We start from the raw sequence: 17,482 nt of genomic DNA on the forward strand, positions 1-17,482 counted from the left end.
TATCCGACTAAAACAGAAGCTTTAGTCAGAGAAAATTTTATCAAAAAACAAAAAAGCAAAATCTTCATCGAAAAGCTGATAAACGGTTCAGATGGATAGAATACCTGTCCCGATTCTCGGGAGGGTCGCGGCGGTGCGACGTTTCGTTTCGAGTCCCAACCAGGCGTTCCCAACCAGGCGTTCCCAACCAGGCGTCCCCAACTAGGCGTTCCCGTCCGGACCGCGAAAATCCTCAGAGAAATCCGGGGATTTGAGATCTCCAACGTCTTAAGGATGTAAAGGAGGGCGGAATGAGGGCTCTGACCTCAGGAAAACTTCTCAGCCTGATAAAATAATTAATAACATTTTTCAAGCCAACGGTCGGAGACCGCTTGTCGCCGTCCGGTACGCCTAAGACGTTGGACAGCGGGTATGCTTTCGTGAAATGATAAAACGCTGAAGACGAACCGTTCCTCAGCGTTTTATTTATTGAAATATTTTCTGGCAAGAATGCCCCTTACTTATCCATAACAATGTATGCAGGATATGACTCCTTATTAGGTAAATCAAATTCTTCGTCGTAGGGTTGTGTGCCTCCACCATTGTTGTATGACGCCACACGCTTCACCCCGGTTGCTGTGCTGCCCCCGATACCATTGATCACGTTTTGGATTTGTCCCGGACCGGCAAAACGGGTGGTGCACATTTTTTCGAGTTTCACATTCGGACTGTTAGGTATTTCAAAGCCGTTACTTTTATTCACCTTTCCGTCTGTTCCTGTCAAAACGGCGTAAGAGCCCATTCCTATACTATGGTGCTCTTTTACGGTATTAGCTACCTTGGATGCTGCATAACCTTCAACCCGGCCTCCCTGACTGCTCCAGCTTGCCTGATCCGGGGCGTCGTAGGGCGGTTCGTTTTGCAGGAAATAGGTTCTGCCGCGTTCTCCCAGCCACAGCACTTCATATTCCTGGTAGTGCTCGGCAAACAAGCCATAGAGCGTCACATCATCACCGGTAACGATAAGTCCGTTTTTACACCTGTCTCTTACCCAGCGTAAGCTTCCGCCACGTTGCGAACCATGGTCGGCACGCCACAACCAGAAGTGGTCGCCCACCACATGGTTGCTGTTTATCTGCATAGAAGCATGTATCTGAATGTTTTTGGACTTAACCCCGCCTACCCTGCAGGTGATGTCTGTGAGCAGGACAGGATTGGCAGCATGGTCTGCCTCCGCTCCTTCGTTGCCAACTCTCACCTGATAAGTGGTACTGTTAAATGAATCCATAAGAAGTCCGGCTATGATAATCCCTTCCTTGTCGTCAACATAGATACATCCCCAGGTGTTTTTTTCAGTAGGTTCCAGGGTTACTGAGGCGATACCTGCACCCAGAAGTATGGCATCTTTTCTGTTCACTTGTATAGGGGCATTCAATGCGTAGTGCCCCGGCGTGAAAAATACATTTTTGCCGGCTTTCAGGGCATTGTTGACTTCCACATCGGTGTCGCCTTCCCTGGCCACATACCAGCCGGTGAGCAAATCCTGAACCTGGCCTTCGCCCATTTCGGTTGACGACCAGGAAACCCCTACCCTTTCCTTTTGCCATGCAGGAACAAAGACTTTGTACTCGCCATCCTTATCTATAAAAAGGAAAGGTTTTTCCCTGATAACAGGGGTGGTAGCAACAGGAGAATTGACATCATTCGCCTGCGGGGGATTGACACAACCCTGCCAGACCATATTATAAGAACCGCCCATAGCTCCGGAGCCTGAAGGGAAAACAGTATTCCTGGTATACCATTGTTGTTGCCCTCCCCAGTTTGGTCTGGACGAAGTGTAACGCGAGTCGGCAATAAAACCGCCGCTACCCCAGAAGTTGGTATTTCCGACATCTGAGATATATTTTGAAGTGCTTTCAATCAGCATTCTCCGGGCACTGGTGGATTGAGAAACCGTCCAGGCAAAATCCCGCATCACCGACACATTTTCCATGGAACGCCAGAACGTACACGTGGCATTGGCTCCCCCGGAAAGGTGGGGTCTGGTGAATACAGAACCCAATTTAACATCTCCCGGCGTCTTGCCTAAGCCTCCTATGTGCGAGTAAAATCCTAATTCGATGGCGTTGGCCTCTGCCGATGAGGCGGAACCCGACCCGCCCGGGTCGTAAGACTGACCATCAACATTGGCCTTGAAATAATAGGCCTGACGTTTTACAGTCCACTCACCATTAGCCCCGCTGAGACCGGTAGTGGAAAAATGCGAATTAATTTCATTACGTGCAGTTTCTGCTTTTTCATGTTTCCTGTCGTAGAAATACATATTGTTACCAAAAATCTGGTTCTCCAGTGAAAGTGTTATGGTGATTGAGTTACGGCTAATTTTGTAATAGTTCTCGTACTTATCTGCATTGGGCTTTTTATCCGTAAATGTCAGCTTGGAAGTCGAGCCCGCCGGTACAAAATCCGATGCCAGACGGCTGCCGCCTCTTGTGATGACATAAGGCCCTGAAGAGCCAAATGCCGGCCATGATAAGGTCATGCTGTGTTTCTTCTTGTTGTAAACTACCTTCCCCTCTATCTTATTCCCCTGTTTTCTTTCATCAGATGAATAGGAGGTCACAAAACCGGACAGGGTCAGCGTCAACGCCAATACTGTAAACACAGAGATTACTTTTGTACTCATAAGAATATTCTTTTTTTAATGATTTCTATTGCTTGTTATACTACTAAATGTGGATTAAATACAAGGATTCCGGGGGAAATATTATAAAAAACAGCAGAGAGCACCATAATACAAAGCACTTATATTTAAGCATTTAACTAAATCTGCTATGATTTCAGACATTAAGATAGTTCAAATTTCCAGTTCCGCAGACGATTTCACAAAAGTTTTTAGAGCTGAATTTGAAAAATGAATCAACGGCTCCCTGGCCACCCTGAAAACTCACAGCTTATAGCCTGCAGCTCCTTCCGGGGACATTTTACCTTGCCCTTTGTTTGGAATCAATCTAAATATGAATTACCTTTGTCAAACCGGTAGTATTACGCAAACGCTCAAAATTCCGCTTTAAAACTGTCCCTGGCTTATAAAATCGATTTTAAAGCAACAGGAAACCAGCTCAGAGGACATGTTTTATACAAGACCCAAACTATCTGAGAAAATGCCCTGACAGTACCGGAATTTAAATAAATAAGGACTAAGTGTAAGTAAAACAACTAATCTGAGTAAAATGAAAAGACTAATTATCGCTGTTTTTACCATAATCGCCTGTTCAGCACAAGCACAGGACAACACCCTTCTCGATTCGAAGTTCTGGCAGACAAAGCCATCTGTAGAGATAGTTAAAGCCGAAATAGCCAAAGGCAACAACCCTTCGCAGTTTACCCCATCCAACCACGACCCTGTGGTGATGGCCATCAATAATGACGTACCTATCGAAACCATCAAATATTTAATGTCCCAGCCTGGCAATGACGTGGCGAAACTTACCCATGACGGCAGGATTTACATCCACTGGGCGGCTATGAGAGGCAATACAGACCTGATGGAATACCTCCTTAGCAAAGGGTCAAAAGCCACTCCGGTAGATAATCACGGGTATACCCCGCTAAATTTTGCGGCCAACGGCAGTCAGCAGAACACCAAAGTCTATGACCTGTGTCTTGCCAACGGTGCTGATCTGAAAAAAGACCTGAACCACGACGGAGCAAATGCCCTTCTGATGGCGGTTGCCAATGATAAGGATTTTGCGGTGACCAATTATTTCGTTTCTAAAGGACTAAGCCTGAACTCTACCGATGCCCAGGGCAACACAGCGTTTAACTACGCAGCCAGAAGTGGCAAAATCGACGTTATGAAAGCTTTACTGGCCAAAGGGGTGAAGTTTAACGACAACGCGATGATCATGGCAAGCCAGGGCGGCCGTGGCGGTGCCAACACCCTTGAATTGTACCAATACCTGGAAAGCCTGGGCATCAAACCGGCAGCTGTGGCAGCTAACGGACAAAATGCACTCCATAACATTGTACGCAGACCTAACCAGGATGAAATCATCAGATACTTCCTGTCTAAAGGTGTGGACGTAAACAAGGCTGATGCGGATGGAAATACGCCATTTATGAATGCCGCCGCCAGCAACAGGAGCATTGAAACACTCGGCCTGCTTTTGCCTAAAGTAAAAAACATTAACCAGGCCAATAAAAAAGGAGTTTCTGCCCTGGCATTCGCTATTCAGAGCAATTCTCCGGAAGTAGTTTCTTATCTTATCAAAAACGGGGCTGATGTAAAAATCAGCGATGCCGACGGCAACAACCTGGCTTATTACCTGATCCAGTCTTACAGACGAGGACCACAACAGGGTGAATTCGCCACCAAACTTCAGATTCTCCGTGACAACGGGTTGGATCTGGTTGCACCGCAGAAAGACGGCAGCACACTTTACCACCTGGCTGTTGCTAAAAACAGTATTGACCTGCTTAAACTTATCGAAAGCCTGAACATTGACATCAACAGCAAAAACAAGGAGGGCTTTACGCCTTTGCACAAAGCGGTGATGATCTCCAAAGACGATGTACTGATCAAGTACCTTTTGTCTGCCGGAGCCAGGAAAGATGTCAAGACCGGTTTTGATGAAAGTGCCTATGATCTGGCCAGCGAAAATGAGTCTTTCTCAAAAAATAAAGTATCCATTGATTTTCTTAAATAAGAATGAAATCTACTATAAATAAGCTGTTTTTTTTACTGTTATTCCTTGCATCAGGAAGTGAAGCATTTTCTCAAAAAACAGGTACGACAAAGTACAAATGCATGGTCCAGATGACCAATTACACGGGTGAGGGGGCTTATGTCGTCATTTCTATCATCAACAGCAAAGGTGAATATGACAAGACCCTGTATGTGATGGGCGATGAGAAGAAATGGCATCCTGATATGAAAGAATGGCATAAGTCTTACAAGAAGAAGCCTACCAACATCAGTGCGATAACCGGGGCTTCAGTTTCCGGCGGGGACCGCAGTGTCGCATTGGTGGAGATCGAGAATTCGAAGATCGATGCAGGCTATAAATTAAGGTTTGAAACCGCAGTGGAAGATAAAGAATACTACGTAAAAGACCTTGAAATTCCATTGACGAGTGAAGGCCTCAAGGCCCGCAGTGAAGGTACCGGCTATATCCGCTACGTTCGCTTTATGCCCAACTAGAACAGATTTTTATGACAGTATCTATATGGAGATACAGCCACCTGGCTTTGGCTGTATCTTCTTTTCTTTTTCTCACCTTAGCATCCGTTACAGGGGTCATCCTGGCGTTCCAGCCCGTCATTGAAAAATCGCAGCCGTACAGGGTCGATAATTTTAACGAAATAAAGCTGTCTGAAAGCCTTCCGGTGATCAGGGAGACGTACCCTGGTATCAGCGAACTTACGGTGGATGCCAACAGCTTTGTGTCCGTAAAAGGCAGCGACAATGAAGGCAATGAGCTTTCGGCATACATAGATCCGCATACCGGAAAAATATTGGGGAAGGTTGAAAAGCCGAATGAGTTCTTCCAATGGGTGACGGCCCTGCACCGCTCACTTTTTCTGCACCTTACCGGAAGGTTCTTTATCGGGCTTACGGCCTTTTTACTGATCCTGATTGCTTTATCCGGGATTATCCTGGTCATTCAGCGTCAGAGAGGGGTCCGCCGCTTTTTTACGCGTATTGTAAAGGAAAATTTTGCTCAATACTATCACGTAGTGCTGGGCAGGCTCATGCTTGTCCCTATCCTTATTATTGCTCTTACGGGCACGTACATTTCGCTGAACAGCTTCGAAATCGTGCCGGCCACGGTAACTCCTCCGGAAGTGGATTTCGACAACATAAAATCCGGCCCGGTAAAAGACCCGAAAACCTTTGAAATCTTTACCAATACCTTATTATCTGAGGTCAAGACCATTGAATTCCCTTTCTCTGAAGACCCTGAAGACTATTATACCCTCAAGCTTAATGACAGGGTGGTAACCGTAAACCAGGTAACAGGAGATATCCTCAGTGAGAAACAGTACCCGGTAACCGTGATCCTGTCGAAACTGAGCCTTGACCTCCACACCGGGAAAACCAACGCTTTCTGGGCCATTGTACTGGCTATTGCCTCCTGCAATATCCTCTTCTTTATTTACTCAGGTTTCCTGATGACTTTCAGACGGCGGGCCAATCTCATTAAAAATAAATTCGCGGCCAAAGATTCAAGGTTCATCATCCTGGTGGGCTCAGAAAACGGTTCTTCTTTTCTTTTTGCCAATGCCATCCACCATCAGCTGATTAAGCAGGGCGAAAAAAGTTTTATCGGCGAATTAAACAGTTACATGGTCTATCCTGAGGCAGAATACCTGCTGATATTTGCTTCCACCTATGGCCTGGGAGAAGCCCCGACCAACGCCTCTCGTTTTGTCAGCTTACTGGAGAAGCACCCTCAACCCCGCCCTGTTCATTATTCCGTGCTGGGATTCGGCTCACGGGCCTATAAAGATTTTTGCAAGTTCGCCTTTGACGTTGACCATTTACTTTCCGGTCATGAATGGGCTGTTCCATTGCTGGGGGTACATACCGTCGACGACAAGTCACCCGGAGAATTCAATCTCTGGGCAGAGGCCTGGTCTCAGAAAATCAACATGCCCGTGGTGACCATTCAGCCCGGATCACTCGCCAAAGACCCCAGCCGGCTTGAAACCTTTACGGTAACAGACAATGTGGAAGTCAATGATTCGGGTGGTACTTTCCTGATCCGTTTAAAGTTAAATAAACGCAAAAAAGTAACTTCAGGAGATCTTCTGGCCATTTATCCGGCCGGCGATCATCGCGAAAGATTATATTCCATAGGAAAAATCCGGGAGCATATCCAGTTAAGTGTGAGAATCCACACCGACGGCCTGGGCTCAGGCTATCTGCACCGGCTAAAACCGGGTGAAAAAATCCGTGCAAGGGTGGTTCGCAATCCCCACTTCTATTTCCCTGAGAAAAAAAAGGAAGTGATCATGATTTCGAACGGTACCGGCATAGCCCCTTTCCTGGGGATGATCGATCAGAATAAAACCAAAATAACCTGCCATCTCTATTGCGGTTTCCGAAACACCATATCTTTTGAAATGTACAAGGAATTCCTTGTTTCAAATCAGAATGAAGGTCAATTAGGACAGCTCCATGTGGCGTTTTCGCGGGAAGATGAAAAGCAATATGTCAGTGACCTGATCACGAGGGATGCCGACCTGGTATCGCGTGTACTTGAGAATCAGGGAATATTGATGATTTGCGGCTCTCTTGCCATGCAAAAAGACGTGCTTAACCTGATCGACACGATCTGCCGGGAGAAATCAGGTAAGGGTGTCAGCCATTATCAGTCGCATGACCAGATTCTGACGGATTGTTATTGATATAAGGAAAATGGAGGATGGAAAAGGGATGTCTTGTCCTGAGATAGCTTTATTCAAATCAAAGAGCTGTATCAGAGCGTTTTCCTTTTTCTCAAATAAGACTACAATTTGAATTTATCCGGGTCCAGGTTCGGGCTTAAGAAAACAGTGCCGTCATCAGCGATGATCACGCATTGATAAGCAGGATAATGTTTTATCAACTCCAGGCCTTTGTCTTTGCCCATCACCATAATGGAGGTGCTGAAACCGTTAGCAAGCTCTGCATCGGGGCCAAATACGGTCACACTGCATACCCCTGTAGCAGGATAGCCCGTAACCGGGTTAATGATGTGGGCATACCTGACGCCGTTAAACATCACATATTTTTCGTAACTGCCTGAGGTGACCACCGCACTTTGTGACAACGGTATCACAGCAAAAACGGTGTCATCTTTCATCGGGTTGGTGATTCCAACCATCCAATCGCTGCCGTCGGGTTGTTTTCCCCAGGTGCTGATGTCGCCGGAAGCATTGACGATCCCCGCCGGAACACCTTTGGACATCATCAGGTCACGGCAATAATCTGCCGCATAACCCTTGCCTATAGAGCCAAACCCTATTTTCATGCCTTTGTGTTTCAGAAAAATGGTGGTGTTTTCCTTATCCAGCACAACATTTTTATAGCCCACATTCCGCACTGAATTTTTAATCGCTTCGGGCGAAGGCATTTCTTTCATGCTGCCGTCAAACTTCCAGATCCTGTCCATGGCCGCGAAACTGATATCGAAAGCTCCGTTGGTCATTTCAGAGAGGTGAAGGCCACGCTTTGTCAGTTCGAATACTTCCGAAGCCACTTTAACCGGGCGGACCCCGGCGTTGTTATTGACTTCCGTTACCTGTGAATCTGATTTCCAGTCTGATATTAAGTTTTCTATTCTTGCCACTTCAGCAATGACGGTGTCAATATATTTTTCGGCAGAAAGGGAATCTTTGGCCACAATGGTAATGTCAAAACGGCTGCCCATCAGTCTTACGGTTCTTGTACCCAGCACCTGTGCCCGGGCAGTGAGTGCGGAGAAAAACAGGACGGCCAATGCGATTTTCTTCATTTAAAGTATTTTTACGGTCAAACCGATTTTTTAAGCATCGAAGTTAGCACAAGTTCGGCGTTAAAGGGTCAGGCATAAAGGTATTTTTGTAAATAAATCACAGGTTTATATGAAAGATACTATCTTTCACAGGCTTATTACAACCCCACCGGAATCATCCGTTTAAACAAAACTGGTCATCAGAAAACCGGGAATAAAACCATTACCCCCTCTTCAAAATTCAGGGATCATCCCGGAAAATAAATGGCCGGACCCGCAGAATCTCCCGCTTAAAATCTTCAAAAAAATGTGACTTTTTTGCCATTTGCGGCCTCAAAACCCTGTCTCAGATTTTAACTACCCATTAATCCCCTTTTCACAGCAATCCCATGTATTTTATTTACATTCTGCAGAGTCAGAAAGACCAGTCATATTACATCGGCTTCTCTGCCGACCCACAGGAAAGATTAAACCAGCATAACAAAGCCAGCACAGGATACACCTCCAAAAAGAAACCCTGGACGATTGTTTACCAGGAAGAATACCCAAGCAAGAAAGAGGCACTGGACAGGGAAAAGTTTATCAAACTGAAGAAAAGCAAGGTGTTTATTCAGAAACTGATCAATACCCGGTCCGCTGATTTTTCGCATTCAAATTGAAATCAAAGTTCTGTTACATCTGAATATTTTAATTAGATTTGAACACTGTGTTTTCAGGCAGAAACTTATAATGTGTCAAGAAACGGCCGGGCAGCTTTTCCGACGATGAAATTTACCATTAAACATTGGGCTGTAGTCATTATTTTCCTGATCAATGCCTGTCATTCGGCAAAGGACCAGGAAAGCACTTCGTCCGGGTCTGAAGAAGTGGCAGATCTGGGGAGAATTGATGCCTTACCTCTTCATTACCAATCACCGGAGGACAACCCTGCCACTCCTGAAAAAATTGAGCTGGGCAGGTTGCTTTTTTACGATCCTGTTTTATCCGGGCCAAAAGACGTGGCCTGTGCCACCTGCCACCACCCGGAATTTGGCTACGCTGAGAGCATCGACCTGTCCATTGGTGTGAATGGACAGGGACTGGGAGAAAAAAGGGCCTTTAACGAACCGAATGAGGTCCCGTTTGTAAAACGCAATTCACAATCCCTGCTCAATACGGCTTTCAATGGTATAGACATGAATGGCAACTATTCGCCTGAAAAAGCCCCGATGTTCTGGGATTTACGGGCTGACAACCTGGAGCACCAGGCCATGATGCCCGTCAAAACCATGGAAGAAATGAGAGGGGTGGTGTATCCGGAAGAACATATCTCAGCTGAAATTGTCAGCAGACTCAACAGAATTCCTGAATACAGAAAACTGTTTAAAAATGCATTCAAAGATGCTGACGCCATCACCGAAGCCAACATCAGCAAGTCGCTGGCGGCTTTTCAACGCTCGCTGATAGCCAATAACTTGCGTTTCGATCAATACATGCGGGGAGACAAATCAGCCCTGACAGACGGGGAAGTAAGGGGTATGGAGATATTCATTGAAACCGGCTGTGCCAGGTGTCATAACGGCCCGATGCTGTCCGACTTTAAAACGCATGTGCTGGGGGTAGCGGATAATGAAAAACGCTCCGAATCAGACTCAGGATATGAGAAAACCTATGCTTTCAGGACGCCCTCACTTCGTAACCTCCGCTTTACCCGGCCTTACATGCACAGCGGCAAAATAGCTAACCTGGAAAGCGTCATGTTCTTTTATGAAGACCTGCAGGGAAAGGAGCTTCCCAATAGCCACGTCAGCAAAGACCGCCTGGACCCTCATGCCAAAGCCTTAAAAGTGGAGTTCAAAAACATCAGCAGCATCATTGAATTTCTGAACACACTGAATGACGGCAAATACGACAAAAAGATGCCCAAATCTGTACCGAGCGGTTTGCCGGTTGGGGGGAGGATACAATAATGAAAGGCTGCTCAGATATTCTTCCGGGCAGCCCTTCTTTTCATCAGATAAATACAGACAGATCACGCATTCAAGCCACCATCAATCGTAATGGCGGTTCCTGTAATGAACTTACCCTCTTCGCTGGCCAGGTAGCTTACCAGCCCCGCGATGTCTTCGGTGGTGCCGTATTCACCGAGGGCCATACGTCCTCTCATAAAATCAGCCAGTTCAGAGTCTGAAGGGTTCATATCGGTGTTGACGGGGCCGGGCTGGATCAGGTTTACGGTGATTCCTTTTGCTCCCAGGTCCCTGGACAAACCTCTTGTGAAACCCTGCAAAGCCGACTTGCTCATGGTGTACAGAGTGGTCTGCGGACCAACGGCGTTGTCAGCCATGTTACTGCCTATCGTAATCACCCTGCCGCCTGCCGGGAAATGCGGGGCTGCAGCATGCGAAGCCAGGTACACGGCCCGGACGTTCACGTTCATGATCTCCTCATATTCCTCCAGCGTGTGCGATTCAAAGGGCTTGCCGTTGTATATGCCCGCATTATTCACCAGGATATCGATGTGCCCGTGTTCGGCAACCAGTTCATTAACGGCCTTTGTGAGATCATGGGCATCGTCGCTGTCTGCTTTGACGGCTTTTGCCAATCCCCCGGCCTCTGTTACTTCCTTAGCCAACAGCTCTGCTTTCTCTCCCGATTTGCTGTAGGTAAATACCACATGGGCTCCTTCTGAAGCCAGTCTTTTTACGATGGCAGCCCCCATTCCGCGGGATCCGCCGGTAACAAAGGCTATTTTGTTTTCGAAACGTTTCATACTTTTTTGTTTAATTTTTGTCAAAAGTAAAGTGCTTATTGTTAAATTTGCAGGTATACAATTAATTGTGAGGTACTAACAAAAAAGTAAGTAATGAGAAAAGACACTTCTACGAACACCCTGAATGAAAAGATGCTCAATGAAAGCTGCGGCATGGCCTATTCACTGAAAATCATCGGGGGAAGATGGAAGCCTGCCATCCTGTGCAGGCTGTCGCACCAGAAGATGCGTTACAGCGATCTGAAAAACTCTATCGAAGGGATATCGGAACGGATGCTGGTAGCACAGCTCAGGGAACTGGAGCTTGACCTGATCATCAAGCGGACGGTGTATGCGGTAGTACCGCCCAAAGTGGAGTACGAGCTGACGGAACTGGGTGAAACCATGCGGCCCATGCTTCAGTCCATTTCTGAATGGGGCAATATGCACAGAAGCACGGTTAACCCGGAAACTGACCTGATAAAATCTGATTTTATGGTCTGAAAATATGGTTTCAGGCTTTGAGGACCTGTTATAATTTCCCCGTAAACTCCATCCCTTTTTTAGGCCGGATGGTGGTAGAAAGGTAGCCATTTTCATGATTTCTCACATAATCGAGGTAATTCCGCATGGCGGGCTGGAAACCTTCGACTACATCTACCAGGATCACCAGGCCTTTACAATGAAATGCCTCTGAAAAAAAACCTGAAAAAATTTAGGGTAAAACCTTTGCGGGTTGTCTTTACTACAAATCAGGGCTCCGGCCATTATCTTTGCAAAGCGTGATAACAGAGGAACTAATGAATGACACTCAAACGGAAAGTTTGAACAAAGACTCGGAAGAAACATTTGAATATGTTTTCAAAACACATTTCAAAGGCCTTTATGCCTATGCCTGCACCCTCATCAGGGACAGCATCATGGCAGAGGAAATCGTGCAGAATATTTTCTACCGGCTGTGGGAGAAAAACGAGCAATTATCTATCCGGGAGTCAGTCAGCGGCTACCTCTACCGCTCTGTATACCATGAAAGCCTGAACTACCTGAAACATCTTAAAGTGCGGGAAGCTTACCATCAATATGCAATGAACCAGGAGCAATCAGGGAATAACACCCAACAGAATTTAGAGTTGAAAGAACTGGAAGAACGCCTGTCGGTGGCCCTGAGCGAGCTGCCTGAAAAGTGCCGGACGATCTTCCAGATGTGCCGCTTCGAGGAGTTGAAATACAAGGAAATCGCCGAAAGACTTGACCTTCCGGTCAAAACCGTCGAAAACCAGATGGGCAAGGCCCTCAAACTCCTGAGATTAAAACTCGTAGACTTTTTACCTGCTTCTTTTTTACTGTTTTTCTTAATGCCATCATGAACGAACTCACCCATATACCCGATGAACTTCTCGTTAAAATGATGTTGGGAGAAGCATCAGAAGACGAACAACTGGTGGTTAAGCACTGGCTGGCCGGAAAGCCGGAAAACCGCAGGTATTTCGAGCATTTCCAGACCATCTGGCAAACCAGCCGGACACTGGCTGACCACAGCACGGTGGATGAGGAAGCAGCCTGGCAAAGGTTTAAAAAGAGAACCGAAGCACAGGGGCGGGTTATCCCGCTGAATACTTCCCAGGGGATGTTCAAATGGTGGTCTGTTGCAGCAGCCATCCTGATTGTCGCGGGTGCCGCCTGGTTGTTTTATAAGCCCAATAAGCTCTCAGGAGCAGAACAGATCAGTATCAGAACGACCGGAGAAACCAGGAAAGACACCCTGCCTGACGGCTCGGTCGTTACCCTGAACAAAAACTCATCGATAGCTTATAATGAAGCATTTACCAACGCTGAGACCCGCGAAGTAACCCTGAACGGGGAAGCTTTTTTCGAAGTGGCTCCGGATAAGTCAAAGCCTTTCAAAATCCATGTGAATGAGGTGACGGTGACCGTTTTAGGGACTTCCTTCAACATCAAAAGCACGGATAAAAAGACAGAAGTGGTGGTAGAAACAGGCCTGGTGCAGGTGGAAAATACGGCTAAGACCATAAAGGCCCGTCCGCAGGAAATCGTGACGGTAACCAAAGGGCAGAACGACCTCGTAAAAGAGAAAGTTACGGACGAATTCTATAACTATTACCGCACCCATCAGCTGGTATGCCGTCAGACACCTCTGCATGAGCTTGTCGATGTGCTGAATGAAGTTTACCAGGCTGATATTGTGATCGAAAACCCGTCCATCCGTAACAAGGAAATCAATACGGTGTTTGACAACATGCCTCTAAACCAGGTGCTTAACATCATCAGCGAAACCCTGAATATCTCTGTAGTGCAGCAAAACCAACGCATTATTTTGAAATAGTGCTTATCTTTCGGAATGAATCGACTATTACCATTATATAAAATAACCGGCCTGTCCATCGCCTTTGTGTTTGTTTCTCTGACCCATGGATATGCCCAAAAGCCACTGCAGAAAATCGTGTCGGTGAACGTGGTCAGACAACCCTTGTCCTCTGTTCTGACCAGCATAGAAAAACAGGGCCGATTTTATTTTTCGTATGGCAGCAACCTCATTCCGGCCGACAGCCTGGTAACCCTCAGCCTCAGCAAAAAAACTACCAAAGAAGCACTGGATGCCTTGCTGCAGGGCCATTATCAATACAAAGAGATAGGCGATCACATCATCATACAGAAACCTCCGGCCGAAAAATATACTTACATCCAGGCCCGGCTGGTCGACAAGGAAACCGGGGAGGCGGTCGATTTCGCCTCTGTCTATTCCAAAACCCTGCTCATCTCTGCCCTCAGTGATGAGCAGGGCACTTTCAGGTTAAGGGTACGCGAAAAGATCCTCCCGCTTGACCTCACCATCAGTAAACTCGGCTATTCGGATACCTCAGTTACAGTATCCGCTCCCCTGCCCGATGACTTTAAGATCGGGGTCAAAGCCCGGATTTATAACCTCAACGAAGTGGTGGTCACCAATGGCGATGCAGACCGTAACTTTTTAAGCCGTTTGCTGGTCTCATCCAGACTCAGGACGCACAGCCGCAACATCACCCGTTTCTTTGTTTCCTTTCCTTACCAGGCTTCTTTGCTACCCGGCATCGGTACACACGGACGGATGGGCTCACAGGTGGTCAATAAGGCTTCGCTGAACCTTGTAGGAGGATACACCGGAGGTACCAACGGCGTCGAAGTGGCCGGAGTCTTTAACATTGCCCGCAAAGACGTCGGTTATTTCCAGGCGGCGGGAATGTTTAACTTCGTTTCCGGTGAACTCACGGGCTTTCAGGCGGCAGGGGTTTATAACAGTGTGCAGGATTCTGTGAGTGGCATGCAGGCCGCTGGCATGGGTAACCTTGCCGAAAAGACGTTATATGGCGTACAGGCAGCGGGTTTGTTTAACACCGCCCTGGCAGATGTCACGGGAGCTCAGCTGGCCGGAGCTTACAACAAAGCCCGACGCGACATGAGCGGTTTTCAGGCAGCGGGAATCCTGAACAGCACCAAAGGTACCCACAGGGGCGTACAGGTATCAGGTCTCATCAACCGTGCCGGTTATCTCAAAGGCATGCAGATCGGGATCATCAACATCGCCGACAGTTCTTCGGGGGTGAGCCTCGGAATCTTCAATTTTATCAAAAAAGGACAGGGAAATCTATCGGTCTTTACCAACGAAGTCACGCCACTTAACCTGGCCTGGAAAACCGGGACGAAAAAGTTTTACACCATCCTGACAGCCGGATCAATGCTGTCGCCGGATCAGAAACGGTACAGTCTGGGCATAGGTTTCGGGACAGAGTTTAATATCTACAAACGTCTGGGACTGATCACAGAACTGACCCAGAACAATCTTTTCCTGGGTTACTGGGAAAACAACCCGATGCTTATCAGGCTGCAGCCTGCTCTCAGGTTCAGACTGAGTCCGCATTTCTCAATCCATGGAGGCCCGGCATGGTCGGCTTATTTTCAGCAGGAAAGCGACGTTAAAGACGGCTACCAGGCCCTCAATCTCGACAGTTACAAGGCCCGGAAACTCTCTAAAGACTGGTCGATGTGGACCGGCTGGCAGGGAGGCATCAGCTGGAATTATCAAAGGTGATTCTTTTTGCTATCATCTGGAATTCTTCCGGAAGGCTTTTCCTGTCAGGAATATTTTGATAGTGATTTAACAAGTTCTTGACTCTGCCAGTACTAAACTAATTTTCAAAAGATTATTAACTCCCGTAGGGATGAAATACTGGTAACAACTGAAGAAACAAGAGTTCAAGAAAGTCCTGTAGGGATGATATGTTACCTAGCAGCCGCGATAAATATGCCATCCCGCCGGGATGTTGAACAAAGGTTAAGATGACTTTTTACAGATATTTTGTCCCGCCGGGACAATTCCATTTGACGCAATATCCAAATGCCTTCGATCCTCCAATAACTTCAGAAATACTAACCCTGCCTTAGTAGCTATCATTTGCCAATCTTTTTTGCCACGAGGACACAAAGGCACGGTTCGTTTGACACGATATACCAACTCATGCAACAGATTTTCAATAACTTCAGAGGTTTCAGCCGTGTGGCTATCATTTGCTAATCTTTTTTGCCACCAGGACACAAAGGCACGGTTCGATTGACACGACATACCAACTCATGCAACAGATTCTCAATAACTTCAGAAGTTTCAGCCGTGTGGCTATCATCTGCCAATCTTTTTTGCCACAAGGACACAAAGACACGGTTCGTTTGACACGACATACTAACTCATGCAACGGATTTTCAATAACTTCAGAGGTTTCAGCCGTGTGGCTATCATCTGCGAATCTGTTTTGCCACGAGGGCACTAAGGCACGGTTCGTTTGACACGACATACCGACCCATGCAACAGATTCCCAATAACTTCAGAAATGCCAGCCGTGCCTTGGTGGCTATCATCTCCAAAATCTTAAAAAAAACTCAGAAAAAATCTAGGGTATCAGCCTTACCGGTTGTCTTTAAAGTATAAGCAGCATCTGCCGGGAGGCCTACCGGATTTGAGCTCGAGAGATTTATTTAATTATATCAATTGCATCAGATTTTATGAAAAAGTATCCATTATTAATCATCACAGGCATCTGTTTCCTGATTTCCATTTCTTCTGTTTCTATATTTGCCCAGGCGGTCCGTTCGGCCCATGTGGGTCTGGTTTATCCTTTGAGCACCAACGGCGTCAGTGCACCGGAGATTTCCAACGCCTTCTCACTGCATGCCATATCGGGGGTATCTAAAAACGAGCAATCTGTGGCCATTGCCGGGGTGGCTAGTATCGTCAAAGAGCATGTCCGCGGGGTGCAGATCTCGGGGGTATATAACCACGCCGGGATTTCCGTACACGGAGCACAGATAGCAGGCTTCGGCAATTACGCCAAAACCCGCGTGGAAGGTGCCCAGATCGCCGGGTTTATGAACATGACCGGGCCCGTCAACTCACAGATCGGAGGTTTTCTGAATGTGGCTACCGACGTAAAAGGGGGACAAATCGCCGGCTTCATGAACAAATCAGGAGATGTCAACGCCCAGGTGGCTGGCTTTATCAACATCGCCAAAAAAGTAAAAGGCGTGCAGATCGCCGGTTTCATCAACATCGCCGACAGCAGCGATTACCCGATCGGCATCATCAACATCATCAAAAACGGAGAAAAATCCATCGGCGTCAGTTACGACGAATCCGGTACGGCCCTGGCCACGTTCCGTTCGGGTGGACGGGTACTCTACAGCGTACTGGGAGTGGGTTACAATCTGAAAGAAACGCACACCAATTACTACGCTCTGGAAGCGGGGATCGGGGCACGTCTCTACTCCGGAAAGATTTTCCGTCTGAATGCCGAACTGGCCACACAGGTACTGACCGATTTCAGGGAAGATCCATACTCTAAAAACACTTTGAGGATATTACCCACTTTGAGAATAGGCAACCGCGTAGAAGTATTTGCCGGGCCCTCCCTTAACTACGCTTACTACGACCGCGACGATCACCACGCATTCGTGAAGAAGTTTATCTGGAAAAATAAAAACAGCGACGACTTCCACGGGTTTCATGTAGGGTATAACCTGGGCGTACAGATTGTGTTGTAAATAGTTTTCATTTTGGATAAGGTCCCGGCCTCCGGGGCCTTTATTTTTTCATATTCTTCGTTGTTTTTTGTCATGAGGGCACGAAGCCGGACGGGGGATGCTTTGCTTCGGAGTTCCGATTACATCGAGACACAAATATGTCGCCCCGATGGGGCTTTGTCTGGGTCTTGATACATTCCCAGTTAACGATGTGTCGCCCCGATGG

General features: G+C 47.1%; 14 protein-coding genes. 10 read left to right on the plus strand and 4 right to left on the minus strand.

The features are described 5' to 3' along the window. Positions 1–496: 496 nt before the first annotated feature. Positions 497–2,665: a hypothetical protein gene (locus GVN16_RS24160; protein WP_166566544.1), complete on the minus strand. Its 2,169-nt coding sequence runs from the start codon at positions 2,663–2,665 to the stop codon at positions 497–499. A gap of 547 nt (positions 2,666–3,212) precedes the next feature. Here GVN16_RS24160 and GVN16_RS24165 point away from each other — a divergent pair. Genes GVN16_RS24165 through GVN16_RS24175 form a run of 3 tightly spaced genes read left to right on the plus strand, consistent with a single transcriptional unit; the run spans position 3,213 to position 7,392 of the window. Beyond that, a complete protein-coding gene (locus GVN16_RS24165) occupies positions 3,213–4,688 on the plus strand; it encodes an ankyrin repeat domain-containing protein (protein WP_166566545.1) in 1,476 nt (491 codons plus the stop codon). A gap of 2 nt (positions 4,689–4,690) precedes the next feature. Beyond that, positions 4,691–5,182 (plus strand): DUF2271 domain-containing protein, encoded by a 492-nt coding sequence (locus tag GVN16_RS24170; RefSeq protein WP_166566546.1) that lies wholly within the window; start codon positions 4,691–4,693, stop codon positions 5,180–5,182. A gap of 11 nt (positions 5,183–5,193) precedes the next feature. Continuing rightward, positions 5,194–7,392, plus strand: coding sequence for a PepSY domain-containing protein (locus GVN16_RS24175; RefSeq protein WP_166566547.1), 2,199 nt, complete (start codon positions 5,194–5,196; stop codon positions 7,390–7,392). Between the two features lie 101 nt (positions 7,393–7,493). On the opposite strand, the gene GVN16_RS24180 is transcribed toward GVN16_RS24175, so the two are convergent. Beyond that, entirely contained in the window at positions 7,494–8,480 is a 987-nt protein-coding gene (locus GVN16_RS24180; RefSeq protein ID WP_229244342.1) for an FAD:protein FMN transferase, read from the minus strand. Positions 8,481–8,848: 368 nt separating this feature from the next. Between GVN16_RS24180 and GVN16_RS24185 the strand changes: the two genes are divergently transcribed. Beyond that, the gene (locus GVN16_RS24185) at positions 8,849–9,118 is read left to right on the plus strand and encodes a GIY-YIG nuclease family protein (protein WP_166566548.1); all 270 of its coding nucleotides are present in this window, start codon (positions 8,849–8,851) and stop codon (positions 9,116–9,118) included. 105 nt (positions 9,119–9,223) lie between these two features. Beyond that, a complete protein-coding gene (locus tag GVN16_RS24190) occupies positions 9,224–10,408 on the plus strand; it encodes a cytochrome-c peroxidase (protein WP_166566549.1) in 1,185 nt (394 codons plus the stop codon). A gap of 62 nt (positions 10,409–10,470) precedes the next feature. On the opposite strand, the gene GVN16_RS24195 is transcribed toward GVN16_RS24190, so the two are convergent. Continuing rightward, positions 10,471–11,211 carry an SDR family NAD(P)-dependent oxidoreductase gene (locus GVN16_RS24195; protein WP_166566550.1) on the minus strand — a complete coding sequence of 247 codons (741 nt, stop codon included), beginning with the start codon at positions 11,209–11,211 and terminating at the stop codon, positions 10,471–10,473. Positions 11,212–11,304: 93 nt separating this feature from the next. Here GVN16_RS24195 and GVN16_RS24200 point away from each other — a divergent pair, with 93 nt between their 5' ends. Further along, entirely contained in the window at positions 11,305–11,694 is a 390-nt protein-coding gene (locus GVN16_RS24200) for a helix-turn-helix domain-containing protein (RefSeq protein WP_166566551.1), read from the plus strand. A 28-nt stretch (positions 11,695–11,722) separates the two neighbouring features. Here GVN16_RS24200 and GVN16_RS24205 read toward each other — a convergent pair whose 3' ends face one another. Further along, entirely contained in the window at positions 11,723–11,860 is a 138-nt protein-coding gene (locus GVN16_RS24205) for a hypothetical protein (protein WP_205748980.1), read from the minus strand. A 154-nt stretch (positions 11,861–12,014) separates the two neighbouring features. On the opposite strand from GVN16_RS24205, the gene GVN16_RS24210 reads away from it, so the two are divergent. The 4 genes from GVN16_RS24210 (at position 12,015) to GVN16_RS24225 (ending at position 17,277) form a co-directional block, all read left to right on the plus strand. Further along, positions 12,015–12,557, plus strand: a complete 543-nt coding sequence (locus GVN16_RS24210; RefSeq protein ID WP_229244344.1) for an RNA polymerase sigma-70 factor — start codon at positions 12,015–12,017, stop codon at positions 12,555–12,557. Continuing rightward, on the plus strand, positions 12,554–13,534 hold the full coding sequence (locus GVN16_RS24215) for a FecR domain-containing protein (protein ID WP_166566553.1): 981 nt from the start codon (positions 12,554–12,556) through the stop codon (positions 13,532–13,534). The genes GVN16_RS24210 and GVN16_RS24215 overlap by 4 nt, the downstream gene beginning before the upstream one ends. Positions 13,535–13,549: 15 nt before the next feature. Then, a complete protein-coding gene (locus GVN16_RS24220) occupies positions 13,550–15,277 on the plus strand; it encodes an STN and carboxypeptidase regulatory-like domain-containing protein (protein WP_166566554.1) in 1,728 nt (575 codons plus the stop codon). A gap of 965 nt (positions 15,278–16,242) precedes the next feature. Then, positions 16,243–17,277: a hypothetical protein gene (locus GVN16_RS24225; RefSeq protein ID WP_166566555.1), complete on the plus strand. Its 1,035-nt coding sequence runs from the start codon at positions 16,243–16,245 to the stop codon at positions 17,275–17,277. Positions 17,278–17,482 lie beyond the last annotated feature (205 nt).

Source organism: Emticicia sp. CRIBPO (assembly GCF_009905725.1).
Classification (GTDB): Bacteria; Bacteroidota; Bacteroidia; order Cytophagales; family Spirosomataceae; genus Leadbetterella.

Coding starts and splice junctions, on each gene's coding strand:
- GVN16_RS24160 (WP_166566544.1), bottom strand. CDS start 2,665: ATGAGTACAAAAGTAATCTCTGTGTTTACAGTATTGGCGTTGACGCTG.
- GVN16_RS24165 (WP_166566545.1), top strand. CDS start 3,213: ATGAAAAGACTAATTATCGCTGTTTTTACCATAATCGCCTGTTCAGCA.
- GVN16_RS24170 (WP_166566546.1), top strand. CDS start 4,691: ATGAAATCTACTATAAATAAGCTGTTTTTTTTACTGTTATTCCTTGCA.
- GVN16_RS24175 (WP_166566547.1), top strand. CDS start 5,194: ATGACAGTATCTATATGGAGATACAGCCACCTGGCTTTGGCTGTATCT.
- GVN16_RS24180 (WP_229244342.1), bottom strand. CDS start 8,480: ATGAAGAAAATCGCATTGGCCGTCCTGTTTTTCTCCGCACTCACTGCC.
- GVN16_RS24185 (WP_166566548.1), top strand. CDS start 8,849: ATGTATTTTATTTACATTCTGCAGAGTCAGAAAGACCAGTCATATTAC.
- GVN16_RS24190 (WP_166566549.1), top strand. CDS start 9,224: ATGAAATTTACCATTAAACATTGGGCTGTAGTCATTATTTTCCTGATC.
- GVN16_RS24195 (WP_166566550.1), bottom strand. CDS start 11,211: ATGAAACGTTTCGAAAACAAAATAGCCTTTGTTACCGGCGGATCCCGC.
- GVN16_RS24200 (WP_166566551.1), top strand. CDS start 11,305: ATGAGAAAAGACACTTCTACGAACACCCTGAATGAAAAGATGCTCAAT.
- GVN16_RS24215 (WP_166566553.1), top strand. CDS start 12,554: ATGAACGAACTCACCCATATACCCGATGAACTTCTCGTTAAAATGATG.
- GVN16_RS24220 (WP_166566554.1), top strand. CDS start 13,550: ATGAATCGACTATTACCATTATATAAAATAACCGGCCTGTCCATCGCC.
- GVN16_RS24225 (WP_166566555.1), top strand. CDS start 16,243: ATGAAAAAGTATCCATTATTAATCATCACAGGCATCTGTTTCCTGATT.